Origin of the sequence: Streptomyces sp. NPDC048291 (assembly GCF_043201715.1) — a bacterium.
Classification (GTDB): Bacteria; Actinomycetota; Actinomycetes; order Streptomycetales; family Streptomycetaceae; genus Streptomyces.
The window spans coordinates 372,723-397,100 of the sequence record NZ_JBICZC010000009.1; the positions used below are offsets into that span (position 1 = coordinate 372,723).

General features: G+C 71.1%; 23 protein-coding genes. 21 read left to right on the forward strand and 2 right to left on the reverse strand.

All coding sequences use genetic code 11. From position 1 onward, the window contains the following. Window positions 1-154 precede the first annotated feature (154 nt). The 6 genes from ACGF5O_RS25795 (at window position 155) to rpsD (ending at window position 6,384) form a co-directional block, all read left to right on the forward strand. On the forward strand, window positions 155-874 hold the full coding sequence (locus ACGF5O_RS25795) for an MBL fold metallo-hydrolase (protein WP_393812220.1): 720 nt from the start codon (window positions 155-157) through the stop codon (window positions 872-874). 11 nt (window positions 875-885) lie between these two features. Beyond that, window positions 886-2,148: a histidine--tRNA ligase gene (gene hisS, locus ACGF5O_RS25800; protein WP_393812221.1), complete on the forward strand. Its 1,263-nt coding sequence runs from the start codon at window positions 886-888 to the stop codon at window positions 2,146-2,148. Window positions 2,149-2,277: 129 nt separating this feature from the next. Then, the gene (locus tag ACGF5O_RS25805; protein WP_393812222.1) at window positions 2,278-3,093 is read left to right on the forward strand and encodes a tetratricopeptide repeat protein; all 816 of its coding nucleotides are present in this window, start codon (window positions 2,278-2,280) and stop codon (window positions 3,091-3,093) included. Between the two features lie 294 nt (window positions 3,094-3,387). Next, window positions 3,388-4,044: a vitamin K epoxide reductase family protein gene (locus ACGF5O_RS25810; RefSeq protein WP_393812223.1), complete on the forward strand. Its 657-nt coding sequence runs from the start codon at window positions 3,388-3,390 to the stop codon at window positions 4,042-4,044. Between the two features lie 59 nt (window positions 4,045-4,103). After that, window positions 4,104-5,459: a replication-associated recombination protein A gene (locus ACGF5O_RS25815; RefSeq protein ID WP_393812224.1), complete on the forward strand. Its 1,356-nt coding sequence runs from the start codon at window positions 4,104-4,106 to the stop codon at window positions 5,457-5,459. A gap of 310 nt (window positions 5,460-5,769) precedes the next feature. Continuing rightward, window positions 5,770-6,384: a 30S ribosomal protein S4 gene (gene rpsD / locus ACGF5O_RS25820; protein WP_046726586.1), complete on the forward strand. Its 615-nt coding sequence runs from the start codon at window positions 5,770-5,772 to the stop codon at window positions 6,382-6,384. A 27-nt stretch (window positions 6,385-6,411) separates the two neighbouring features. Here the strand turns inward: rpsD and ACGF5O_RS25825 are convergent, their stop codons facing one another. Then, window positions 6,412-8,577 (reverse strand): ATP-binding protein, encoded by a 2,166-nt coding sequence (locus tag ACGF5O_RS25825; protein WP_393812225.1) that lies wholly within the window; start codon window positions 8,575-8,577, stop codon window positions 6,412-6,414. 146 nt (window positions 8,578-8,723) lie between these two features. On the opposite strand from ACGF5O_RS25825, the gene ACGF5O_RS25830 reads away from it, so the two are divergent. The 13 genes from ACGF5O_RS25830 to nusB all read left to right on the forward strand — a co-directional run bounded on the left by ACGF5O_RS25830 (window position 8,724) and on the right by nusB (window position 21,707). After that, window positions 8,724-9,164: a DUF948 domain-containing protein gene (locus ACGF5O_RS25830; protein WP_393812226.1), complete on the forward strand. Its 441-nt coding sequence runs from the start codon at window positions 8,724-8,726 to the stop codon at window positions 9,162-9,164. Window positions 9,165-9,176: 12 nt separating this feature from the next. Continuing rightward, window positions 9,177-9,524 carry a hypothetical protein gene (locus ACGF5O_RS25835; RefSeq protein ID WP_362584750.1) on the forward strand — a complete coding sequence of 116 codons (348 nt, stop codon included), beginning with the start codon at window positions 9,177-9,179 and terminating at the stop codon, window positions 9,522-9,524. Continuing rightward, complete coding sequence (gene alaS, locus ACGF5O_RS25840; protein WP_393812227.1) at window positions 9,524-12,196, forward strand: alanine--tRNA ligase; 2,673 nt, start codon at window positions 9,524-9,526, stop codon at window positions 12,194-12,196. Before ACGF5O_RS25835 ends, alaS begins: the two co-directional genes overlap by 1 nt. A 14-nt stretch (window positions 12,197-12,210) precedes the next feature. Then, window positions 12,211-12,675: a Holliday junction resolvase RuvX gene (gene ruvX / locus ACGF5O_RS25845; protein WP_393812228.1), complete on the forward strand. Its 465-nt coding sequence runs from the start codon at window positions 12,211-12,213 to the stop codon at window positions 12,673-12,675. 123 nt (window positions 12,676-12,798) lie between these two features. Then, window positions 12,799-14,532, forward strand: a complete 1,734-nt coding sequence (gene mltG, locus ACGF5O_RS25850; protein WP_393812229.1) for an endolytic transglycosylase MltG — start codon at window positions 12,799-12,801, stop codon at window positions 14,530-14,532. Then, window positions 14,513-15,352 carry a shikimate dehydrogenase gene (locus tag ACGF5O_RS25855; RefSeq protein WP_393812230.1) on the forward strand — a complete coding sequence of 280 codons (840 nt, stop codon included), beginning with the start codon at window positions 14,513-14,515 and terminating at the stop codon, window positions 15,350-15,352. The genes mltG and ACGF5O_RS25855 overlap by 20 nt, the downstream gene beginning before the upstream one ends. A 184-nt stretch (window positions 15,353-15,536) precedes the next feature. Beyond that, entirely contained in the window at window positions 15,537-16,721 is a 1,185-nt protein-coding gene (gene aroC, locus ACGF5O_RS25860) for a chorismate synthase (RefSeq protein ID WP_393812231.1), read from the forward strand. Between the two features lie 32 nt (window positions 16,722-16,753). After that, the gene (locus ACGF5O_RS25865; RefSeq protein ID WP_393812344.1) at window positions 16,754-17,236 is read left to right on the forward strand and encodes a shikimate kinase; all 483 of its coding nucleotides are present in this window, start codon (window positions 16,754-16,756) and stop codon (window positions 17,234-17,236) included. Continuing rightward, complete coding sequence (aroB, locus tag ACGF5O_RS25870; protein WP_393812232.1) at window positions 17,233-18,324, forward strand: 3-dehydroquinate synthase; 1,092 nt, start codon at window positions 17,233-17,235, stop codon at window positions 18,322-18,324. Before ACGF5O_RS25865 ends, aroB begins: the two co-directional genes overlap by 4 nt. Window positions 18,325-18,466: 142 nt before the next feature. After that, window positions 18,467-19,276, forward strand: coding sequence for a Pro-rich N-terminal domain-containing protein (locus ACGF5O_RS25875; protein ID WP_393812233.1), 810 nt, complete (start codon window positions 18,467-18,469; stop codon window positions 19,274-19,276). Window positions 19,277-19,544: 268 nt separating this feature from the next. Further along, window positions 19,545-20,654 carry a M24 family metallopeptidase gene (locus tag ACGF5O_RS25880; RefSeq protein ID WP_393812234.1) on the forward strand — a complete coding sequence of 370 codons (1,110 nt, stop codon included), beginning with the start codon at window positions 19,545-19,547 and terminating at the stop codon, window positions 20,652-20,654. Between the two features lie 52 nt (window positions 20,655-20,706). Further along, on the forward strand, window positions 20,707-21,273 hold the full coding sequence (efp, locus tag ACGF5O_RS25885; protein WP_351487768.1) for an elongation factor P: 567 nt from the start codon (window positions 20,707-20,709) through the stop codon (window positions 21,271-21,273). Between the two features lie 2 nt (window positions 21,274-21,275). Next, window positions 21,276-21,707 carry a transcription antitermination factor NusB gene (gene nusB / locus ACGF5O_RS25890; protein ID WP_189264621.1) on the forward strand — a complete coding sequence of 144 codons (432 nt, stop codon included), beginning with the start codon at window positions 21,276-21,278 and terminating at the stop codon, window positions 21,705-21,707. Between the two features lie 242 nt (window positions 21,708-21,949). On the opposite strand, the gene bldD is transcribed toward nusB, so the two are convergent. Next, entirely contained in the window at window positions 21,950-22,453 is a 504-nt protein-coding gene (gene bldD / locus ACGF5O_RS25895) for a transcriptional regulator BldD (protein WP_293993121.1), read from the reverse strand. Between the two features lie 253 nt (window positions 22,454-22,706). On the opposite strand from bldD, the gene pyrR reads away from it, so the two are divergent. Together pyrR and ACGF5O_RS25905 are read left to right on the forward strand one after the other, a co-directional pair. After that, complete coding sequence (gene pyrR, locus ACGF5O_RS25900) at window positions 22,707-23,306, forward strand: bifunctional pyr operon transcriptional regulator/uracil phosphoribosyltransferase PyrR (RefSeq protein WP_393812235.1); 600 nt, start codon at window positions 22,707-22,709, stop codon at window positions 23,304-23,306. Between the two features lie 85 nt (window positions 23,307-23,391). Next, window positions 23,392-24,375, forward strand: coding sequence for an aspartate carbamoyltransferase catalytic subunit (locus ACGF5O_RS25905; protein WP_393812236.1), 984 nt, complete (start codon window positions 23,392-23,394; stop codon window positions 24,373-24,375). The last annotated feature ends 3 nt before the right edge of the window (window positions 24,376-24,378 follow it).

The following is a 24,378-nucleotide window of genomic DNA, read 5'->3' on the forward strand; positions in this document are numbered from 1 at the left end:
TGTGTCGACCGGTACGCGTGCGTCCTGTGCGCTGTGTGAGCCGACTGCTGCGTGTAGCCCCGTACCGTATATGGGTTCGCTGAGGAAACGGCAGCGCCGGTAGGCTCTGGACCACAGCTTGCAGCCACCCGAACCGACACAACGAAGGACGATCGTGCTCATTGCCGGGTTCCCCGCCGGGGCCTGGGGGACGAACTGTTATCTCGTCGCCCCCGCCGCAGGCGCGGAGTGCGTGATCATCGACCCCGGCCACCAGGCCGCCGAAGGCGTCGAGGAAGCACTGCGGAAGCATCGGCTCAAGCCCGTCGCCGTCGTCCTCACCCACGGCCACATCGACCACGTGGCCTCGGTCGTCCCCGTCTGCGGAGCGCACGACGTACCGGCCTGGATCCACCCCGAGGACCGGTACATGATGAGCGACCCCGAGAAGGCGCTCGGCCGGTCCATCGGCATGCCGCTGATGGGCGAGCTGACCGTGGGGGAGCCGGACGACGTCCGCGAACTGACCGACGGCGCGCGGCTGGAGCTGGCCGGACTCGAGTTCTCCGTCGCGCACGCGCCGGGCCATACCAAGGGGTCGGTGACCTTCCGGATGCCCGAGACGGCCGAGATCCCCTCGGTCTTCTTCTCGGGCGATCTGCTCTTCGCCGGCTCCATCGGACGCACGGACCTGCCGGGCGGCTCCATGGACGACATGCTGGCCTCGCTGGCCCGTGTCTGCCTGCCGCTCGACGACTCCACCGTGGTCCTGTCCGGCCACGGCCCCCAGACGACCATCGGCCAGGAGCGCGCCACCAACGCCCATCTGCGGCAAGCGGCCGCAGGCCGCCGAGGTCACAGTGCGCAGGCCGACGCTCCCCGACGAGGAATGTGACGAGAACTTCCGTGAGCACCTTTCAGGCCCCCAAGGGCACGTACGACCTGATCCCGCCGGACAGCGCCAAGTACCTGGCCGTCCGCGAGGCGATCGCCGCTCCGCTGCGCAACTCCGGCTACGGCTACATCGAGACCCCGGGCTTCGAGAACGTCGAGCTCTTCGCGCGCGGTGTCGGCGAGTCCACCGACATCGTCACCAAGGAGATGTACGCGTTCGAGACGAAGGGCGGCGACAAGCTGGCCCTGCGCCCCGAAGGCACGGCCTCCGTGCTGCGCGCCGCCCTGGAGGCGAACCTCCACAAGACCGGCAACCTCCCCGTCAAGCTCTGGTACTCCGGCTCGTACTACCGCTACGAGCGTCCGCAGAAGGGCCGTTACCGCCACTTCTCGCAGGTCGGTGCCGAGGCGATCGGTGCCGAGGACCCGGCCCTCGACGCCGAGCTGATCATCCTGGCCGACCAGGCCTACCGCTCGCTGGGCCTGCGCGACTTCCGCATCCTGCTGAACAGCCTGGGCGACAAGGAGTGCCGCCCGGTCTACCGCGCCGCGCTCCAGGACTTCCTGCGCGGCCTGGACCTGGACGAGGACACGCTGCGCCGCGCGGAGATCAACCCGCTCCGCGTCCTGGACGACAAGCGCGAGTCTGTCCAGAAGCAGCTCGGCGACGCCCCTCTCCTGCGGGACTACCTCTGCGACGCCTGCAAGGCGTACCACGAGGAGGTCCGCGAGCTGATCACGGCGGCGGGCGTGGCCTTCGAGGACGACCCGAAGCTGGTCCGCGGCCTGGACTACTACACCCGCACCACCTTCGAGTTCGTCCACGACGGCCTGGGCTCCCAGTCCGCGGTGGGCGGCGGCGGCCGGTACGACGGCCTTTCCGAGATGATCGGCGGCCCCGCGCTGCCGTCCGTCGGCTGGGCCCTGGGCGTCGACCGCACGGTGCTGGCGCTGGAGGCCGAGGGCGTCGATCTCGACATCCCGTCCGCCACCAGCGTCTTCGCGGTACCGCTCGGCGAGGAGGCGCGGCGCGTCCTCTTCGCGAAGGTCACGGAGCTGCGCAAGGTCGGCATCGCGGCGGACTTCTCCTACGGCGCCAAGGGGCTCAAGGGCGCCATGAAGAGCGCCAACCGCAGCGGCGCCCGCTTCACGATCGTGGCCGGCGAGCGGGACCTCGCCGAGGGCGTCGTCCAGCTGAAGGACATGGAGTCCGGCGAGCAGACGGCGGTGGGCGTCAACGAGATCGTGGCGGAGCTGGAGTCGAGGCTCGGCTGACGGGGCCGGGAGGCCGGCCCGCCTGCCATCGGCCGGTCAACTCACCGAAGAATCGGCTCGGTTGACCGGCACGGTAAACCCTCGGCGATGTCTCCGAACGGGTGCGCGCGGCATGTCTACGCTGCGCGCATGAGATTCTTCCGGTCGCGCGACCGCGTGGACACCCGGCCCCCGGCGAACTCTCCCCTGCACCTGGCGCACGCCCACTTCCGGGCCGGGCGGTACGCCGAGGCGGCGGCCGAGGCACGGGCGGTGGCCGCCCTCGACGCCCGGTACGCTCCGGCGGCTCTCAGCCTCGTCGCGACGGCCCTGGGCGCCCAGGGCCGTCATGCCGAGGCCGTCGCCGAGTACGACGCGCTGCTGCCGGTCTTCGGCAGGAACCACGGCGCCGAACACCCGTTCACGCTGCAACTGCGCTCGAACCGCGCCCAGGCGCTGATCGCGCTCGACCGGTACGCCGAGTGCGAGATGGAGTGCGCCGCCGTCGCCAGGGCGGCGGACCGCGGCACGGGACCGGAGATGACGGTCCTCGCGGTGGCCGCCCGCAACGGACAGGTCTACGCCGTCAACGCGCAGGGCCGCCACGAGGAGGCCGAGGCGCTCGCCCGTGCCGCCCTGGCCGCCCGTGACTCGCCCGACCGGCTCACCCTCGTCCTGCGGCTCGGCCTGGCCCGCAGCCTCAACGGCCAGGCCCGCCACGACGAGGCCTTCGCGGAGGCGCTGGACGCCGAAGACCTGTACCGGAGCCTGTCCGAGGACCAGCGCCGCCCGGAGACCGGTACCGCCGAACTGGCCAAGGCCACCGCCCTCGTGGGGCTGGGCCGCGGCGCCGAGGCCCGCCCGCTGGTCACGGCCGCCCGCGACGCGTGCGTGGCCGCCTTCGGGCCGGACCACTACCGCGTCGCCGAGGCCCGGGCCCTGCTCGACCGCGTCGACGGAGCCTGACCGGAGGTGCGCGGCACCGGCGCGCACCGGGTCGACCGCCGCCCGCCGCCGGCATCCGTCGCGCGCGGACCGTCAACTCGGCGGGCGCCGGTTCGTCCTGCCGGACGATGCCCGTCCGGGACCGTCACGCGTATCCGTGTGCTGTCATGGCCCCGGGCATCGGCCGGAACCGAGCTGTCCGGGACGACCGTGCGTACTTCCTTATGTCCACCGAACGGTGGACAGGGCGCCTCGTGCGGCACAATGGCCCCTGCCCGAAGAAGTTCCAACTCTCAAACAGACGGAATCGGCGTGATGAGCAAGACGACAGTCAAGGACGTCTCCACCGAGCCCGAGCCCGAGCACGCCCCCGCGGCACCGCGCACGGAGGGCGGCAGCGTCGCCTTCGCGCTGCTGCTGATCATCACGGGTGCCGCCGGCCTGCTGGCCGCCTGGGTCATCACGATCGACAAGTTCAAGCTGCTGGAAGCCAAGGTCGAGGGCAAGACGTTCACCCCCGGGTGCAGCCTCAACCCGGTGGTCTCCTGCGGCAGCGTCATGGAGTCCAAGCAGGCCGCCGCCTTCGGCTTCCCGAACCCGATGCTCGGCCTGGTCTGCTACGGCATCGTCATCTGCGTCGGCATGAGCCTGCTGGGCCGTGCCCGGTTCCCGCGCTGGTACTGGCTGACCTTCAACTTCGGCACGCTCTTCGGCGTGGGCTTCTGCACCTGGCTGCAGTTCCAGTCCCTGTACCGGATCAACGCGCTGTGCCTGTGGTGCTCGCTGGCCTGGGTCGCCACCATCACCATGTTCTGGTACGTGACCTCCTTCAACATCCGCAAGGGCTTCCTGCCGGCGCCGAACTGGCTGAAGTCGTTCTTCGGCGAGTTCACCTGGGTGCTGCCGGTCCTGCACATCGGCATCATCGGCATGCTGATCCTGACCCGCTGGTGGGACTTCTGGACCAGCTGACGACCGGGGCCACCGACGGCCCCGGCGGGATTGTCAGTGCCGTGACTTAGGGTTTCAGCGTGGAACCCGACCTGTTCACCGCCGCCGCAGAAGAACGCCAGGAGAAGGACCCCGCCGGGAGCCCCCTGGCGGTGCGGATGCGCCCGCGCACCCTCGACGAGGTGGTGGGCCAGCAGCATCTGCTCAAGCCGGGATCCCCGCTGCGCAGACTGGTCGGCGCGGGCTCCGGCGGCCCGGCCGGCCCCTCGTCCGTGGTCCTCTGGGGGCCGCCCGGCACCGGTAAGACCACCCTCGCGTACGTCGTCTCCAAGGCCACCGACAAGCGGTTCGTGGAGCTCTCCGCGATCACCGCGGGCGTCAAGGAGGTCCGCGCGGTCATCGACGGCGCCCGCCGCGCCACCGGGGGCTACGGCAAGGAGACCGTCCTCTTCCTCGACGAGATCCACCGCTTCAGCAAGGCCCAGCAGGACTCCCTGCTCCCGGCCGTCGAGAACCGCTGGGTCACCCTGATCGCCGCCACCACCGAGAACCCGTACTTCTCGGTGATCTCCCCGCTCCTGTCCCGCTCCCTGCTCCTCACCCTCGAACCGCTCACCGACGACGACGTCCGGGGCCTGCTGCGCCGGGCGCTCACCGACGAGCGGGGCCTCAAGGAGGCCGTCACCCTCCCCGAGGACACCGAGGAGCACCTGCTGCGCATCGCCGGCGGCGACGCCCGCCGCGCCCTGACCGCCCTGGAGGCCGCCGCCGGGGCCGCCCTCGACAAGGGCGAGACGGAGATCGGCCTCGCCACCCTGGAGGAGGTCGTCGACCGGGCAGCGGTCAAGTACGACCGCGACGGCGACCAGCACTACGACGTCGCCAGCGCCCTCATCAAGTCCATCAGGGGCTCCGACGTCGACGCGGCCCTGCACTACCTCGCCCGCATGATCGAGGCCGGCGAGGACCCCCGCTTCATCGCCCGCCGCCTGATGATCTCGGCGAGCGAGGACATCGGCCTCGCCGACCCGAACGCCCTGCCCATAGCCGTGGCCGCCGCCCAGGCCGTCGCCATGATCGGCTTCCCCGAGGCCGCCCTCACCCTCAGCCACGCCACCATCGCCCTCGCCCTGGCCCCCAAGTCCAACTCCGCGACCACCGCGATCGGCGCCGCCCTGGAGGACGTCCGCAAGGGCCTGGCCGGACAGGTGCCCCCGCACCTGCGCGACGGCCACTACAAGGGCGCCGCCAAGCTCGGCCACGCGCAGGGATACGTCTACCCGCACGACCTGCCCGAGGGCATCGCCGAGCAGCAGTACGCCCCGGACACCGTCCGGGACCGCGAGTACTACACCCCGACCCGGCACGGCTCCGAGGCGCGGTACGCCGACGCCGTCGAGTGGACCAGGAAGCACCTCGGTCGCAGGCGGTCCTGAGCAGCCTGTAGACTTCCCCGAGCGCCGAGTCCCGCGCAGTCAGAGCGGGACAGCCGGCCGGAACCCCCGTCAGGGGGATCCAGGAGCGTCGCGCACCGTCGATCGGTGTCGCGGGCAGCCCACCACCATCCGTCGGGCTCACAGACGACGGGACCGGTCGGTGGGCCACTCGCGTGCTGCACGTATGTGCCCAGACCAGGGGAGCGGCTGCCCACCAGACCCGGCAACGGGATCCGGAGGGTTTCCCCGGCTGCGGATTGCGACCTCCCTCAACCCTGACAAGCCGAATATCAGAAGGAAGAAAGAGACAGTGGCGAACCAGTCCCGCCCCAAGGTCAAGAAGTCGCGTGCCCTCGGCATCGCGCTGACCCCGAAGGCCGTCAAGTACTTCGAGGCCCGCCCCTACCCGCCGGGTGAGCACGGCCGTGGCCGCAAGCAGAACTCGGACTACAAGGTCCGTCTGCTGGAGAAGCAGCGTCTGCGCGCGCAGTACGACATCTCCGAGCGCCAGCTGGTCCGCGCCTACGAGCGTGCCTCCAAGGTGCAGGGCAAGACCGGTGAGGCCCTGATCGTCGAGCTGGAGCGCCGCCTCGACGCGCTGGTCCTGCGTTCGGGCATCGCCCGCACGATCTACCAGGCCCGCCAGATGGTCGTCCACGGCCACATCCAGGTCAACGGCCAGAAGACCGACAAGCCGTCCTTCCGGGTCCGCCCGGACGACGTCGTGCAGGTCCGCGACCGTTCCAAGGACAAGACGCTCTTCCAGGTCGCCCGTGAGGGTGGCTTCGCCCCCGACGGCGAGACCCCCCGCTACCTGCAGGTGAACCTCAAGGCCCTGGCGTTCCGCCTGGACCGCGAGCCGAACCGCAAGGAAGTTCCGGTCATCTGCGACGAGCAGCTCGTCGTCGAGTACTACGCCCGCTGATCACCAGCCGGGTGTAGCACCTCAGCGTCAGCCCGCCGTCTCCCCGCCCTTCCGGGTGGGCGAGGCGGCGGGCTTCCGCATGTCGGTGCCCTCCCGCCGCTGCCGCACCGGCCCGCGCGGCGCGGGCAGCACCTCCGGCGCCCGTACCCCGAAGTACTCCAGCGCCCGGGCCACCGCCGCCTCCCGGTCCAGCAGGGCCCCCTGCCGTACGCACTCCGCGTACCGCTCCTCGCCCAGCGCCCGCCGGGCCGTCGCCGCGCACAGCTCGTGCGGGGCGTTGTAGTGCGCCGAGCCGAACAGCGGCAGCCCCACCGACGGCCACATCCGCCCGGCCGCGCCCTGCAGCACCGCCGCCTCCGCCGGATCGCCCTGCGCCACCGTCACCAGGGCGAGCAGCTCGATCGACAGGACCGAGCCGAGCAGGTCCCGGAAACCGTGTGCGTGGCCCAGGCAGTCGGTCAGCAGCTCCCGGGCCACCGCGTGGTCGCCGTCCTGCCAGGCCGCGTACGCCAGCACGTACAGCGCGTACGAACGGGCCCAGCGCTCGCCGTGGTCCTCGCACACCCGGCGCACGTCCTCGCACAGCCGTACCGCGTCCGCCAGATCACCGCGGAACGCCCTGGTCATCGCCAGCTCCACCTGCGCCATCAGGACGTTGCTGTTGAGCTCGCCGATCTCCTGATAGCGGTGGAGGGCCGAACGCAGCAGCGTCTCCGCCCGCGCCATGTCGTCCGTGACCAGCGCCAGACAGCCGGTCCGGTGCTCCGCGTACGCCGCCGCCGTCGGGTCGGCGGCCAGCTCGGCCTCCGCACGGCACTCCTGGAGCGCGGACAGCGCGGGCACCGCGTCGCCCTGGAGGATCGCCACGTAGCCGAGCACCCACAGCGCCTTCAGCCGGGACTGCGGATACTCCGAGTCCAGCTCCAGGCTCCGCTCCAGCCAGCGCCGCCCCTCTGAGAGCCGCCCGCAGCCCGCCCAGTGGAACCACAGCGAACCCGCCAGGTACTGGCCCAGATGCGCCTCGTCCGGCTCGGTCAGGCAGTGGTCGAGGGCCGCCCGCAGATTCGGCAGTTCGCTCTCGACCCGCGCGGCCACCTCACCCTGCCGCGGCGAGAACCACTCCAGTTCGCACCAGGTCGCCAGCCCCATGAACCAGTCCCGGTGCCGGCGCCGCAGCCGCCCCGCGTCCCCGGTCGCCGCCAGCCAGTCCGCGCCGTACGCCCGCACGGTGTCCAGCATCCGGTAGCGCACGCCCGACGGCGTCTCCGCACGGCAGACCACCGACTGGGCGAGCAGCTCCGCCAGGACGTCCAGGACCTCCTCGGCCGCCAGCCCGTCCCCGCTGCACACGTACTCGGCGGCCTCCAGGTCGAAGGTCCCCGCGAACACCGACAGCCGCGCCCACAGCAACCGCTCGGCGGGCGTGCACAGTTCGTGGCTCCAGCCGATCGCCGTGCGCAGCGTCCGGTGCCGGGGGAGCGCGTCCTGCCCGCCGCCGGTCAGCAGCCGGAACCGGTCGTCCAGCCGCTCCAGCAACTGCCCCGGCGACAGCGCCCGCAGCCGCCCCGCCGCCAGCTCGACCGCCAGCGGGATCCCGTCCAGACGCCGGCACACCTCCCGTACCTCCGCGCAGTCCCGCACCTGCAGCCCCTGCCGCCCGGCGCGCTCGGCGAACAGCTCCACCGCCTCGTCCTCGCCGAGCGGACCCACCGGGAACAGCAGCTCGCCCGCCACCCCGAGCGGCCGCCGGCCCACCGCCAGCACGGCCAGGTCCGGCAGCCGCCGCAGCAACTCGGCCACCAGCTCCGCACACGCGTCGACCAGATGCTCGAACCCGTCGAGCAGCAGCAGGACCCGCCGGCCGGCCAGCTGCTCCAACAGCGTCTCGCGCGGCAGCCGGGTGGTGTGGTCGGTCAGGCCGAGCGCCTCCGCGACCGCGTACTCCACGAACTCCGGATCGCGCACCGGCGCCAGCTCCACCCGCCACACCCCGTCCCGGGGCGCCACGCCGGCCGCCGCCCGCGCCGCCAGCCGGGACTTGCCCACCCCGCCTGCCCCGGTCACCGTCACCAGCCGGCCGGACCCCAGGACCCGGGACAGCTCGCCGAGTTCGGCCGACCGGCCCACGAATGCGGTCAGTTCCAGGGGCAGATTGCCGTCCGCCGAAGGGCCGGGGCGCTGAGGACCTCGCATGGGACACGGAGCGTACTTAACCGTGTTCATTCCGTACAATCGCTTCCCGCAACTCCGCCGCTCGCGCGCGGTAATCCGGTACGGAGCCCGACGTCCCGCGCGATAGGCTCGGAGCCCAGTAGATTTCGCGGAAGAGCGGGAAGCAGGTGCGCACGGTGTCCGGTGGAGAGGTGGCCGGGATCCTGGTGGCCGTCTTCTGGGCGATCCTGGTCTCCTTCCTCGCGGTGGCTCTCGTGAGGCTGGCCCAGACGCTCAGGGCGACCACCAAGCTGGTGGCGGACGTGACCGACCAGGCCGTCCCGCTGCTCGCCGACGCCTCCGCGGCCGTACGCTCCGCGCAGACCCAGATCGACCGGGTCGACGCGATCGCCTCCGACGTCCAGGAGGTCACCTCCAACGCCTCCGCGCTGTCCACCACGGTCGCCTCCACCTTCGGCGGCCCGCTGGTCAAGGTCGCGGCCTTCGGCTACGGCGTGCGCCGGGCGCTGGCCGGACGCAAGGCGGACGTGCCCGTGAAGGAACCCGGGCGCACGGTGATCGTGGGCCGGACCGTCCCCGCCGCACGGCGCAAGAACCGGGGAAAGTAGGAGCCAGGCCACATGTTCCGCCGTACGTTCTGGTTCACCACCGGTGTCGCCGCCGGAGTGTGGGCCACCACCAAGGTCAACCGCAAGCTGAAGCAGCTGACCCCCGAGAGCCTCGCCGCCACCGCCGCGAACAAGGCCCTGGAGACCGGTCACCGGATCAAGGACCGGGCGATCGGCTTCGCGCTCGACGTACGCGACAACATGGCCCAGCGGGAGGAAGAGCTGGGCGACGCGCTCGGTATCAACGCGGACCCCGAACTCCCCGCGCCCCGGCGGTTCGCCGCCATCGAGAACCGCAGCAACCCGAAGTACGCCGATGACAGGACGACGTACTCGTACAACCGGAATGAGGACCACTGATGGAGTCGGCCGAGATCCGCCGCCGCTGGCTGAGCTTCTACGAGGAGCGCGGTCACACCGTCGTCCCTTCGGCGTCGCTCATCGCGGACGACCCGACTCTGCTCCTCGTCCCGGCCGGCATGGTGCCCTTCAAGCCGTACTTCCTCGGTGAGGTCAAGCCGCCGTGGGCGCGCGCCACCAGCGTGCAGAAGTGCGTGCGCACCCCCGACATCGAAGAGGTCGGCAAGACCACCCGGCACGGCACCTTCTTCCAGATGTGCGGCAACTTCTCCTTCGGCGACTACTTCAAGGAAGGCGCCATCAAGTACGCCTGGGAGCTGCTCACCAGCCCCCAGGACAAGGGCGGTTACGGCCTTGAGCCGGAGAAGCTCTGGATCACCGTCTACAAGGACGACGACGAGGCCGAGCGCATCTGGCACGACGTCATCGGCGTGCCGAAGGAGCGCATCCAGCGCCTCGGCATGAAGGACAACTACTGGTCCATGGGCGTCCCCGGCCCGTGCGGCCCGTGTTCCGAGATCAACTACGACCGCGGCCCCGAGTTCGGCGTCGAGGGCGGCCCCGCCGTCAACGACGAGCGGTACGTGGAGATCTGGAACCTGGTCTTCATGCAGTACGAGCGCGGCGAGGGCATCGGCAAGGACAACTTCGAGATCCTCGGCGAGCTGCCCAGCAAGAACATCGACACGGGCCTCGGCCTGGAGCGTCTCGCCATGATTCTGCAGGGCGTGCAGAACATGTACGAGATCGACACCTCGATGGCCGTCATCAAGAAGGCCACCGAGCTGACCGGTGTCCACTACGGCGAGGCCCACGCCTCGGACGTCTCGCTGCGGGTCGTCACCGACCACATGCGTACGTCGGTCATGCTCATCGGCGACGGCGTCACCCCCGGCAACGAGGGCCGCGGTTACGTGCTGCGCCGCATCATGCGCCGTGCCATCCGCAACATGCGGCTGCTCGGTGCCACCGGACCGGTCGTCCTCGACCTGATCGACACCGTGATCGCCATGATGGGCCGGCAGTACCCGGAGCTGGTCACCGACCGCGAGCGCATCGAGAAGGTCGCCGTCGCCGAGGAGAACGCCTTCCTCAAGACGCTGAGGGCCGGTACGAACATCCTCGACACCGCCGTCACCGAGACCAAGGAGTCCGGCGGCACGGTCCTCGCCGGCGACAAGGCGTTCCTGCTCCACGACACCTGGGGCTTCCCGATCGACCTCACCCTCGAGATGGCCTCCGAGCAGGGCCTTTCCGTGGACGAGGAGGGCTTCCGCCGCCTGATGAAGGAGCAGCGGGAGCGCGCCAAGGCCGACGCCCAGGCCAAGAAGACCGGCCACGCCGGGGCCGGCGCCTACCGCGAGATCGCCGACAAGACCGGCGAGACCGACTTCATCGGCTACAGCGACACCGAGGGCGAGACCACGATCGTCGGCATCCTCGTCGACGGCGTCTCCTCCCCGGCCGCCACCGAGGGCGACGAGGTCGAGATCGTCCTGGACCGCACCCCGTTCTACGCCGAGGGCGGCGGCCAGATCGGCGACACCGGCCGGATCAAGGTCGACACCGGTGCCGTCATCGAGATCCGCGACACCCAGAAGCCGGTCCCGGGCGTCTACGTCCACAAGGGCGTGGTGCAGGTCGGCGAGGTGACCGTCGGCGCCAAGGCCCACGCCTCGATCGACTCCCGTCGCCGGACCGCCATCGCCCGCGCCCACTCGGCCACCCACCTCACCCACCAGGCGCTGCGCGACGCCCTCGGCCCGACGGCCGCCCAGGCCGGTTCCGAGAACCAGCCGGGCCGCTTCCGCTTCGACTTCGGCTCGCCGTCCGCCGTTCCGACGGCCGTGATGACCGACGTCGAGCAGAAGATCAACGAGGTGCTCGCCCGCGACCTCGACGTGCGCGCCGACATCATGGGCATCGACGAGGCCAAGAAGCAGGGCGCCATCGCCGAGTTCGGCGAGAAGTACGGCGAGCGGGTCCGCGTGGTGACCATCGGCGACTTCTCCAAGGAGCTGTGCGGCGGCACCCACGTGCACAACACCTCCCAGCTGGGGCTGGTGAAGCTGCTCGGCGAGTCGTCGATCGGCTCGGGTGTGCGCCGTATCGAGGCCCTCGTCGGCGTCGACGCCTACAACTTCCTGGCCCGTGAGCACACGGTCGTCGCCCAGCTCCAGGAGCTGATCAAGGGCCGCCCGGAGGAGCTCCCGGAGAAGGTCTCCGCCATGCTCGGCAAGCTGAAGGACGCCGAGAAGGAGATCGAGAAGTTCCGCGCGGAGAAGGTGCTGCAGGCCGCCGGCGGTCTCGCCGAGTCCGCCAAGGACGTCCGCGGCATCGCCGTGGTGACCGGGCAGGTCCCGGGCGGCACCACCCCGGACGACCTGCGCAGGCTGGTCCTCGACGTGCGCGGCCGCATCCAGGGCGGACGCGCCGCCGTGGTCGCCCTGTTCACGGTCAACAACGGCAAGCCGCTCACGGTCATCGCCACCAACGACGCCGCCCGCGACCGCGGTCTCAAGGCCGGTGACCTGGTCCGCACCGCCGCCAAGACGCTCGGCGGCGGCGGTGGCGGCAAGCCGGACGTCGCCCAGGGCGGCGGCCAGAACCCGGCCGCGATCGGTGAGGCCATCGACGCCGTCGAACGTCTCGTGACCGAGACCGCCAAGTAAGGAAACGGTCGGAAATGCGCAGAGGACGTCGACTCGCGATCGACGTCGGGGACGCCCGGATCGGGGTCGCCTCGTGCGATCCCGACGGGATCCTCGCCACCCCGGTCGAGACGGTTCCCGGCCGGGACATCCCGGCGGCCCACCGCCGGCTGCGGCAACTGGTCGAGGAGTACGAACCGATCGAGATCGTCGTCGGGCTCCCGCGCTCCCTCAAGGGGGGCGAGGGCCCGGCGGCCGTGAAGGTCAGGGCCTTCGCCCAGGAGCTGGCCAAGGGCGTCAAGCCGGTGCCCGTCCGGCTGGTCGACGAGCGGATGACGACCGTGACGGCCAGTCAGGGGCTACGGGCCTCGGGGGTGAAGTCCAGGAAGGGGCGCTCGGTCATCGACCAGGCCGCCGCTGTGATCATCCTCCAGCAGGCACTGGAATCCGAACGGGTGTCAGGTAAACCACCCGGCGAGGGCGTCGAAGTAGTCATCTGATCGCGATACGGTAACGTTCCGCGCGATGCGATGGTTTTCGAACAGCCACCGCACAGCAAGAGGCGGAACGGTCAGTCGGCCCACCAGCCGCGTGACGCGCCGCCTCGCGGCTCTAGGGGATCGATGACTGAGTATGGCCGGGGCCCAGGCTCCGAACCGTGGCATCCGGAGGACCCGTTGTACGGGGACGACGGGTGGGGAGGACAGCAGGCCCACGTCGGCCAGCAGTCCCCCTACGGCGGCCAGCCGCAGCACTACCCGCAGCAGCCGCAGCAGCAGTACGGCGACTGGAGCCAGCACCAGCAGGGCGGGTACGACCAGCAGCAGTACTCGTACTACGACGAACAGGGCCAACTCCACTACGTCGACGGGCAGGGCCAGCACACCCACGGGCAAGGCCAGCCGCAGTACGACCAGCAGTACGTCGGACATGCCCCGCAGCAGTACCACCAGGGCACCTGGGACGCGACCGGCACCCACGGCCACGTCCCCTATGCCGCCGACCCGGGCGACCCCTACGGCCAGCAGCCCGTGGCCTACGGCGCGGAGCAGCCCGACTTCTACGGCACCGAGGACGCCTACCCGCCCCCGGAGCCGCCCGGCCGCAGGCGCCCCGAGCCGGAACCGCAGCCGGAGCCCGCGGTCGAGGAGGAGGAAGAGGAGCAGCACCCCTTCTTCACGGGCGCAGGCGACGATGACGACGACGGGGACGACGACCCGAAAGGGCGCCGCGGTGGTGGCCGCGGCAAGGAGGCCAAAGGCGGCAAGGGCGCCAAGAAGCGCCGCAGCGGCTGCGCCTGCCTGGTGGTCTGCCTGGTCTTCGGCGGCGGCGCGGCCACCGTCGGCTACTTCGGCTGGCACTTCTACCAAAATCGTTTCGGCGCGGCCCCGGACTACGCCGGTAGTGGCAGCAGCGAGACCGTGACCGTCCAGATCCCCAAGGGCGCGGGCGGGTACGAGATCGGCCGTCGGCTGAAGGACGCGGGTGTCGTCAAGAGCGTCGACGCGTTCGTCCACGCGCAGACGCAGAACTCCAAGGGCGACACGATCCAGGCGGGCGCCTACACCCTCAAGAAGGAGATGTCCGCCGCCAGCTGCGTGCTGTTGATGCTCGACCCGAAGAGCCAGGCGAATGTGGTAGTCACCCCGGGTGAGCGCGCGGCGGCCGTATACGTGTCCCTGGACAAGAAACTCGGCCTTTCCGCCGGCTCCTCCAGGAAGATCGCCAAGGCCGAATACAAGAGCCTCGGCCTGCCGAGCTACGCGAACACCAACAGCAAGATCATGGATCCGCTGGAAGGATTCCTCTACCCGGGTACCTATCCCGCGGCCAAGGGCATGAAGCCCGACGCGATCCTGAAACAGATGGTCGCCGCGGCCAAGGAGCAGTACGCCGGCTACGACCTGGAGGCGGAGGCCAAGAAGTATGATCTGGACAGCCCGTTGCAGGTCATCACGGTCGCGAGCCTCGTCCAGGCCGAAGGGAAGACGCACGACGACTTCCGCAAGATGGCGGAAGTGGTCTACAACCGTCTCAAGTCCACGAACACCGAGACGAACCAGTTGCTGCAATTCGACTCGACCTTCAACTACCTGAAGGGCACCAGCAACATCCACATCAGCGAGTCGGAGATCAACAGCAACAGGGACCCCTACAACACGTACACCCAGAAGGGGCTTCCGCCCGGTCCGATCGGCAACCCCGGCGAGGAAGCGCTGAAGGCGGCGCTGAATCCGACCGACGACGGCTGGATGTATTTCGTGGCGACCGACGGCGTGAACAATACCGAATTCGCCAAGACCAACGCCGAATTCGAAAAGCTCAAGGAAAAATTCAATGCCAACTCGGGCAACTGACGCCCGCCGTGCCGCCGTGCTCGGTAAGCCCATCGCCCACTCCCTCTCCCCGGTGCTGCACCGGGCCGCGTACGACGAACTCGGCCTCGCCGACTGGTCGTACGAGCGCTTCGAGGTCGACGAGGCCGCGCTGCCCGGCTTCCTCGGGACGCTGGGACCGGAGTGGGCGGGGCTGTCGCTGACCATGCCGCTGAAGCGGGCGGTCATCCCGCTGGTCGACGAGATCAGCGAGACGGCCGCCTCGGTCGACGCGGTCAACACCGTCGTCTTCACCGAGGACGGACGCCGGATCGGGGACAACACCGACATCCCCGGCATGGTCGCCGCGCTCCGCGAGCACGGCATCGAACAGGTCGGCTCCGCCGCGATCCTCGGCGCCGGTGCCACCGCCTCCTCCGCGCTGGCCGCCCTGGCCCGGATCTGCACCGGCGAGGTCGTCGCCTACGTCCGCAGCGAGGAGCGCGCCGCCGAGATGCGGCACTGGGGCGAGCGGCTCGACGTCGAGGTCCGCACCGCCGACTGGGCCGACGCCGCGCAGGCCCTGCAGGCCCCGCTGGTGATCGCCACCACCCCCGCCGGGACCACCGACGCCCTCGCCGCCGCCGTACCCGAGCGCCCCACCACCCTGTTCGACGTCCTCTACCACCCCTGGCCCACCGCCCTGGCCGCCCGCTGGTCCATGTTCGGCGGCGCCGTCGTCAGCGGCCTCGACCTCCTGGTGCACCAGGCCGTCCTCCAGGTCGAACAGATGACCGGCCGCACCCCGGCGCCGCTGGAGGCCATGCGCCGGGCCGGCGAGAAGGCGCTCGCCGAGCGCTGACGGCTCCGCCGGTGCCGACCTGGCACATCCGCGTCCGTCTGCTGGACCGGCGGCCGGGTTGGCCGCCCGGACGTGGGAGGATCGGGGGTGGCGGACCGGGGCCGCGCACCCGGTCGGGCCGTCGCCGTACGCGAGGACGTGCGTACGCAGGGCAGTACCAGGGCGCGAGCACTGAGGAGCACCGTTGAGCAGGCTGCGTTGGCTGACCGCGGGGGAGTCCCACGGTCCCGCACTTGTCGCGACGCTGGAGGGCCTTCCCGCCGGCGTGCCGATCACGACCGAGATGGTCGCCGACCACCTGGCGCGGCGGCGACTCGGCTACGGCCGCGGTGCGCGCATGAAGTTCGAGCGCGACGAGGTCACCTTCCTCGGCGGCGTCCGGCACGGCCTGACCCTCGGCTCGCCCGTCGCGATCATGGTGGGCAACAGTGAGTGGCCCAAGTGGGAGCAGGTCATGGCGGCCGACCCGGTCGACCCCGAGATCCTCGCGGGACTGGCCCGCAACGCCCCGCTGACCCGGCCCCGTCCCGGCCACGCCGACCTCGCCGGCATGCAGAAGTACGGCTTCGACGAGGCCCGCCCGGTCCTGGAGCGCGCCTCCGCCCGGGAGACCGCGGCCCGCGTCGCGCTCGGCGCCGTCGCCCGCTCCTACCTCAAGGAGACGGCCGGCATCGAGATCGTCTCGCACGTCGTCGAGCTGTGCTCCGTGAAGGCCCCGCAGGGCACCTACCCGACCCCGGCCGACGTCGAGAAGCTGGACGCCGACCCGCTGCGCTGCCTGGACGCCGACGCCTCGAAGGCGATGGTCGCGGAGGTCGACCAGGCCCACAAGGACGGCGACACCCTCGGCGGCGTGGTCGAGGTGCTGGCCTACGGCGTCCCGGTCGGTCTCGGCTCCCACGTCCACTGGGACCGCAAGCTGGACGCCCGGCTCGCCGGGGCCCTCATGGGCATCCAGGCGATCAAGGGCGTCGAGATCGGCGACGGCTTCGAACTGGCCCGGGTGCCCGGCTCCAAGGCCCACGACGAGATCGTGAACACGCCCGACGGCATCCGCCGCGTCTCCGGCCGCGCCGGCGGCACCGAGGGCGGGCTCTCCACCGGTGAGCTGCTCCGGGTCCGCGCCGCGATGAAGCCCATCGCGACCGTCCCGCGCGCCCTGCAGACCGTCGACGTCACCACCGGCGAGGCCACCCAGGCCCACCACCAGCGCTCCGACGTCTCCGCCGTGCCGGCCGCCGGCATCGTCGCCGAGGCGATGGTCGCGCTCGTCCTCGCCGACGCCGTCGCGGAGAAGTTCGGCGGCGACTCGGTCGCCGAGACCCGCCGGAACGTGCGGTCCTACCTCGAGAACCTGGCCATTCGGTGAGCGGCACGCCGAGGGTGGTCCTGGTCGGGCCGATGGGCGTCGGCAAGTCCACGGTCGGGCAGCTGCTCGCCGAGCGGCTCGGCTGCGGCTACCGGGACACCGACGAGGACATCGTCGCCACCGAGGGCCGCGCCATCGCGGACATCTTCGTGACCGAGGGCGAGCCGGTGTTCCGGGAGATCGAGAAGCGGGCGGTGCGGGTGGCGCTGGCCGAGCACGAGGGTGTCCTCGCGCTCGGCGGGGGCGCCGTCCTCGACGCGGAGACCCGCGACCTGCTCGCCGGCCGCACGGTGGTCTACCTCTCGATGGACGTCGAGGAGGCCGTCAAGCGCACCGGGCTGAACGCCGCCCGGCCGCTGCTCGCCGTCAACCCGCGCAAGCAGTGGCGCGAGCTCATGGAGGCGCGGCGGCACCTGTACGAGGGGATCGCCACGGCCGTCGTCGCGACCGACGGCCGTACGCCCGAAGAGGTCACCCAAGCAGCCCTGGACGCACTGGAGTTGAAGGAAGCATGAGCGAGGCAGTCACCCGGATCCAGGTCGGCGGCACGGCGGGCACCGAGCCGTACGAGGTCCTGGTGGGCCGTCAACTGCTGGGCGAGCTGGGCAGCCTGATCGGCGACAAGGCCAAGCGGGTCGCGGTGGTCCACCCCGAGGCGCTCGCCGAGACCGGCGACGCGCTCCGCGCCGACCTGGCCGGGCAGGGCTACGAGGCCGTCGCCATCCAGGTGCCCAACGCCGAGGAGGCCAAGACCGCCGAGGTCGCCGCCTACTGCTGGAAGGCGCTCGGCCGGTCCGGCTTCACCCGCTCCGACGTGATCGTCGGCGTGGGCGGCGGCGCCACCACCGACCTGGCCGGTTTCGTGGCGGCGACCTGGCTGCGGGGCGTCCGCTGGATCGCCGTCCCGACCACCGTCCTCGCCATGGTGGACGCGGCCGTCGGCGGCAAGACCGGCATCAACACGGCCGAGGGCAAGAACCTGGTCGGCGCCTTCCACCCGCCGGCGGGCGTCCTCTGCGACCTCGCCGCCCTGGACTCCCTCCCGGTCAACGACTACGTCTCCGGGCTCGCCGAGATCATCAAGGCCGGCTTCATCGCCGACCCGGTGATCCTGGAGCTCATCGAGTCCGACCCCGAGGCCGCGCGCACCCCGGCCGGCCCGCACACGGCCGAGCTGATCGAGCGCTCCATCCGGGTGAAGGCGGAGGTCGTCTCCTCCGACCTCAAGGAAGCGGGCCTGCGCGAGATCCTCAACTACGGCCACACGCTCGGCCACGCCATCGAGAAGAACGAGCGCTACAAGTGGCGGCACGGCGCCGCGGTCGCCGTCGGCATGCACTTCGCCGCCGAGCTGGGCCGGCTGGCCGGCCGCCTGGACGACGCGACGGCCGACCGCCACCGCACGGTCCTGGAATCCGTCGGCCTCCCGCTGCACTACCGCTACGACCAGTGGCCCAAGCTGGTCGAGACGATGAAGGTCGACAAGAAGTCCCGTGGCGACCTGCTCCGCTTCATCGTCCTGGACGGCCTCGCCAAGCCGACCGTCATGGAGGGCCCGGACCCGGCCGTGCTGCTCGCCGCGTACGGCGAGGTCGGGCAGTAAGTACGCCGCTGTTCCTTCCGCCCGATTCGCCGTGTGGAACGGGCACTTCGGACCGCCCCCGGCCGTTTCACCAAACGACCACCGGGGGCGGTACCGTTCGGTAACGAGCGCAGCCGAACATGACGAGACGGAGTGGCACCGGATGCAGCACGCAGTGGGATCTCCGCTGCCGCCGCCCCATCAGCCGGGGCAGGGACCGACCGGCTGGCAGCCGGCCGCACAGCACCCGGGAGCGCCGCAGGGCCCCGCGCCCGTGCCGCCGCCACCGCCCGCGCCCCCGCAGCCGCCGCTCCCTCCGCTGCCGCCCGACACCACGGGCCACGTCCCGCTGCCGCCGGGCGCCCCGGTGGGCATGCCGAGCGCGCCCCCGGCCGCCACGGCCCCCGATCCGACGATCACCACCCTGGCGGTCCTCCTGATCGGTCCGGCCGGCGCGGGCAAGACCAGCGTGGCGAAGTACTGGGCCGACCACCGCCGGGCCCCCACCGCCCACATCAGCCTCGACGACGTCCGCGAATGGGTCCGCTCCGGCTTCGCCGACCCCCAGTCCGGGTGGAACGACCACTCCGAGGCGCAGTACCGTCTCGCCCGCCGCACCTGCGGCTTCGCCGCGCGCAACTTCCTCGCCAACGGCATCTCGTGCATCCTCGACGACGCGGTCTTCCCGGACCGCCCGGTCGTCGGCCTCGGCGGCTGGAAGCGTCACGTGGGCCCCGGCCTCCTCCCGGTCGTCCTCCTCCCGGGCCTCGACATCGTCCTTGAGCGCAACGCGGAACGCACGGGCAACCGCCGCCTCACCGACGAGGAGGTGGCCCGCATCCACGGCCGCATGGCGGGCTGGTACGGCTCAGGCCTCCCGATCATCGACAACTCCCAACTCGACGTCCCCACCACAGCAAGAGTCCTCGACGAGGTCCTGACCCGAGCAATAGCCAGCCCCCCGACCTGGTAACCAGGGACCAGCGGCCCCACCCAGGGGCGCGGGGAACTGCGCGAAAGCCCCCACCGGCGCACAGCCGAAAGACGACCGGTCCTCCGAGGGGCGCGGGGAACTGCGCGAGCACCTCCCACCGACCGGCAGCCGACGGACGGCCTGGTTCTTGAGGGGCGCGGGGAACTGCGCGAAAACCCCACGGACCCGCACCCTAAAACGGCGCCCAGCCACCCCACTCGGCCCCCCTCAACCGGCACAAACCGCCCACCCCTCCTACGCTCGACTCATGTCAGACGTGTACGCGGCCCGCCGGACCCGGCTGAGGGAACGCTGCCACGCGGCCGGCAGCCAGTCCGCCGTCATCTCGCGCCCGGCCAACGTGAGGTACCTCGCCGGCGCCGCACCCCACGGCTCCGTCCTGCTCCTCGGCAGACGCGAGGACCTCCTCGTCTGCCCCGGCCCGCTGGACGACCGCCCCGGCGAGGCCCGCCCCGACGAGTCCCTGCGGCCGCACCTCCTGGCAGGGCCGGGCGGCGGCGACCCCGCCGTCGCCGCCGCCGACCTCGCCGCCGCCCAGGACGCCGACGCCCTCGCCGTCGAGGAGCACCACCTCACCGTGGCCCGGCACCGCGCCATCGCCTCCGTCGCCCCCCACCTCCGCCTGACCGACCTCGGCAGCTCCGTCGAGCAGCTCAGGGTCGTCAAGGACGAGGAGGAGATCTCCTGCCTCCGGATCGGCGCCGAGATCGCCGACCAGGCCCTCGGCGAACTCCTGGAGTCGATCCTCGTCGGCCGTACCGAACGGCACCTCGCCCTGGAGCTGGAGCGCCGCCTGGTCGACCACGGCGCCGACGGCCCGGCCTTCCCCACCTCCGTGGCCACCGGCCCGAACTCGGGCCGCCGCGGCCACCGCCCCACCGACCGGCGGGTCGAGGAGGGCGACTTCCTCTCCGTCTGCCTCGGTGCCACCTACCGCGGCTACCGCTGCGAGATCGGCCGTACCTTCGTCATCGGCACCTCGCCCGCCGACTGGCAGATCGAGCTCTACGACCTGGTCTTCGCCGCCCAGCGGGCCGGCCGGGAGAGCCTCGTGCCCGGCGCCGCCTACCGCGACGTCGACCGCGCCGCCCGCCAGGTACTGGACTCCGCGGGCTACGCCGAGGGCCTGCAGCCCCTCACCGGACACGGTGTCGGACTCGAAATCGCCGAGGACCCGCAGCTCGCCCCTTCAGCCATGGGTAAACTGGACGCTTGCGTGCCGGTCACCGTCGAACCGGGGGTCCACCTCCCGGGCCGGGGCGGCGTCCGGATCGATGACACGCTCGTCGTACGCCCCGAGGCGGACGGCGGACCCGAGCTACTCACCATCACGACCAAGGAGCTGCTCGCACTCTAGGCAAGGTGCGCGCCCCGGGGTCGTCCACGTCAGTCCAGGAGATTCCGCAACCGTGGCTTCCACGAACGACCTCAAGAACGGCCTGGTGCTCAAGCTCGAAGGCGGCCAGCTCTGGTCCGTCGTCGAGTTCCAGCACGTCAAGCCCGGCAAGGGCCCGGCATTCGTGCGCACCAAGCTCAAGAACGTGCTGTCCGGCAAGGTGGTCGACAAGACCTTCAACGCCGGCGTCAAGGTCGAGACGGCCACTGTCGACAAGCGCGACATGCAGTTCTCGTACATGGACGGCGAGTACTTCGTCTTCATGGACATGGACACGTACGACCAGCTGCACATCGACCGGAAGACCGTCGGCGACGCCGCGAACTTCCTGATCGAGGGCTTCACGGCCGTCGTCGCCCAGCACGAGGGCGAGGTGCTCTTCGTCGAGCTCCCGGCCGCCGTCGAGCTGGTCATCCAGGAGACCGAGCCGGGTGTCCAGGGCGACCGCTCCACCGGTGGCACCAAGCCCGCGACCCTGGAGACCGGTCACCAGATCCAGGTCCCGCTCTTCATCACCACCGGTGAGAAGATCAAGGTCGACACCCGCACGAGCGACTACCTCGGCCGGGTGAACAGCTAACCGTGGCTGCCCGCAACACGGCCCGCAAGCGTGCCTTCCAGATCCTCTTCGAGGGCGACCAGCGCGGGGCCGACGTCCTGACCGTGCTCGCGGACTGGATCCGGCTGTCCCGGGACGACACCCGGCAGCCGCCGGTGAGCGAGTACACGATGCAGCTGGTCGAGGGCTACGCCGTGCACGCGAAGCGGATCGACGAGCTGATCGCCCAGTACGCGGTGGGCTGGACGCTGGACCGGATGCCGGTCGTCGACCGCAACATCCTGCGCCTCGGCGCGTACGAGCTGATCTGGGTCGACGAGACGCCGGACGCCGTCGTCCTCGACGAGATGGTGCAGCTCGCGAAGGAGTTCTCCACGGACGAGTCGCCCTCGTTCGTGAACGGGCTTCTGGGGCGTCTCAAGGAGCTGAAGCCGTCGCTGCGCCGCGAGGCGTGAGCCGACAGAACGCCGGAGGGCCTGCAGCGTGCCTCGCTGCAGGCCCTCCGGCGTTCTGTGTGCCCAATGGGGTGGGTGGTGCGGTTGTAGGGCGGCTGCGGGCCGTGTGTGGCTTGTCGCGCAGTTCCCCGCGCCCCTTAGGGGTCGCACTTACGTCGCTCAAGACGTGAGCCGCCGGGTCAGCCCGAACCGTCAGGTTCCGGCCACCCCGGCGGCACGTTTCTGCTCAGTCGTTGTACGGGTCAGGCCTCTTCGTGGGTGGCCACCGCGCGGCGGGCGTCCGCGTCCAGGACGCCCCAGCTGATCAGCTGCTCGGTGAGGACCGAGGGGGACTGGTCGTAGATGACGGCCAGTGTGCGCAGGTCGTCCTGGCGGATCGACAGCACCTTGCCGTTGTAGTCACCGCGCTGGGACTGGATCGTCGCCGCGTAGCGCTGCAGCGGTCCCGCCTTCTCGGCCGGCACGTTGGCCAGCCGCTCCAGGTCGAGGACCAGCTTCGGCGGGGGCTCGGCGGCACCGCCGGGAGTCGTGCCGGGCAGCAGCTCCTGCACCGGGACCCCGTAGAAATCCGCCAACTCTGCAAGGCGCTGTACGGTCACGGCACGGTCGCCGCGCTCGTACGAACCGACCACCACGGCCTTCCAGCGACCCTGGGACTTCTCCTCGACACCGTGGAGGGAAAGGCCCTGCTGGGTGCGGATGGCCCGGAGCTTGGCCCCGAGCTGTTTGGCGTATTCGCTGGACATATAGCTCCCCGGACACTGTGTCGACGCGGCCGGCCTTGGTTCCCGCCGCGCGGCTGGTAACTCACTGTGAGGTTACGCAGCGTTACTCTGCTGCGTCAAGCCGAATGGTCCGCACCGACTCTTCCGTGCCAGCGATGGCCGGTTAGGCCAGGGGGGTGATCAGGGCCCTCTCCGCCACCTGCTACCGTGGATGGCGCAAATCCGACGTCCTTTAAAGTCCGTCCCGTGAGGCGGAGAAGGGGGTCCGTTTCGTATGGACAAGCAGGAAAAGCTCGACAGCCCGGAGAAGCCCGGCGCCGCGGCGCAGGCTTCCGATGCGCGGCCCGTTCTCGAGGGCCCCGACATCGCGCGGGTGCTGACCCGCATCGCCCACGAGATCGTCGAGCGCGCCAAGGGCGCCGACGACGTGGTGCTCCTCGGCATCCCGACCCGCGGCGTCTTCCTCGCCCAGCGGCTCGCCGCCAAGCTGGAGCAGATCACCGACCGCAAGATGCCCGTCGGTTCGCTCGACATCACCATGTACCGCGACGACCTGCGCATGCACCCGCCGCGTGCGCTGGCCCGCACCGACATCCCCGGTGACGGCATCGACGGCAGGCTGGTGATCCTCGTCGACGACGTGCTCTTCTCCGGCCGCACCATCCGCGCCGCCCTCGACGCCCTGAACGACATCGGGCGCCCCCGCGCGGTCCAGCTCGCGGTCCTCGTCGACCGCGGCCACCGCGAACTGCCCATCCGCGCCGACTACGTCGGCAAGAACCTCCCCACGTCGCTGCGGGAGACGGTCAAGGTCCTGCTCGCCGAGGAGGACGGTCGCGACACCGTGCTGCTCGGCGCCAAGCCGACCCAGTAGCGAGCCGAGGAGGACGCGCCACTCAGGCACGTCCACGTCTGCCCGCAATCTCCCGATATGTGAACTGCCCTACGGAGCCTGACAGATGCAGCGTCATCTCATCTCGGCCGCCGACCTCACCCGCGACGACGCCGTCCTGATCCTCGACACCGCCGAGGAGATGGCCCGGGTCGCCGACCGGCCGATCAAGAAGCTGCCGACCCTGCGCGGCCGCACCGTCGTCAACCTCTTCTTCGAGGACTCGACCCGGACCCGGATCTCCTTCGAGGCCGCCGAGAAGCGCCTCTCCGCCGACGTCATCAACTTCACCGCCAAGGGGTCCAGCGTCTCCAAGGGCGAGTCCCTGAAGGACACCGCCCAGACCCTGGAGGCGATGGGCGTCGACGCCGTCGTCATCCGGCACGGCGCCTCCGGCGCCCCGTACCGGCTCGCCAACTCCGGCTGGATCGACGCGGCCGTCATCAACGCGGGCGACGGCACCCACCAGCACCCCACCCAGGCACTGCTCGACGCCTTCACCATGCGCCGCCGGCTCGTCGGCCGGGACGCCGGGATAGGGCAGGACCTGGCCGGCAAGCGCATCACCCTCGTCGGCGACGTCCTGCACAGCCGGGTCGCCCGCTCCAACGTCGACCTGCTGCACACCCTCGGCGCCGAGGTCACCCTGGTCGCCCCGCCCACCCTGGTGCCGGTCGGCGTCGAGCGCTGGCCCTGCGAGGTGTCGTACGACCTCGACGCCGTCCTGCCCAAGTCCGACGCGGTGATGATGCTGCGCGTGCAGCGCGAGCGCATGAACGCGGCCTTCTTCCCGACCGAGCGCGAGTACTCGCGGCGCTACGGCCTCGACGGCGAGCGCATGGCGAGGATGCCCGAGCACGCCATCGTGATGCACCCCGGCCCGATGGTCCGCGGCATGGAGATCACCGCCGAGGTCGCCGACTCCGAGCGCTGCACCGTAGTCGAGCAGGTCGCAAACGGAGTCTCCATCCGGATGGCCGTTCTGTACCTCCTGCTCGGCGGCAACGAACCCGCCGTCAGCCACGCCCGCACCACCACCGAGGAGAAGTAAGAC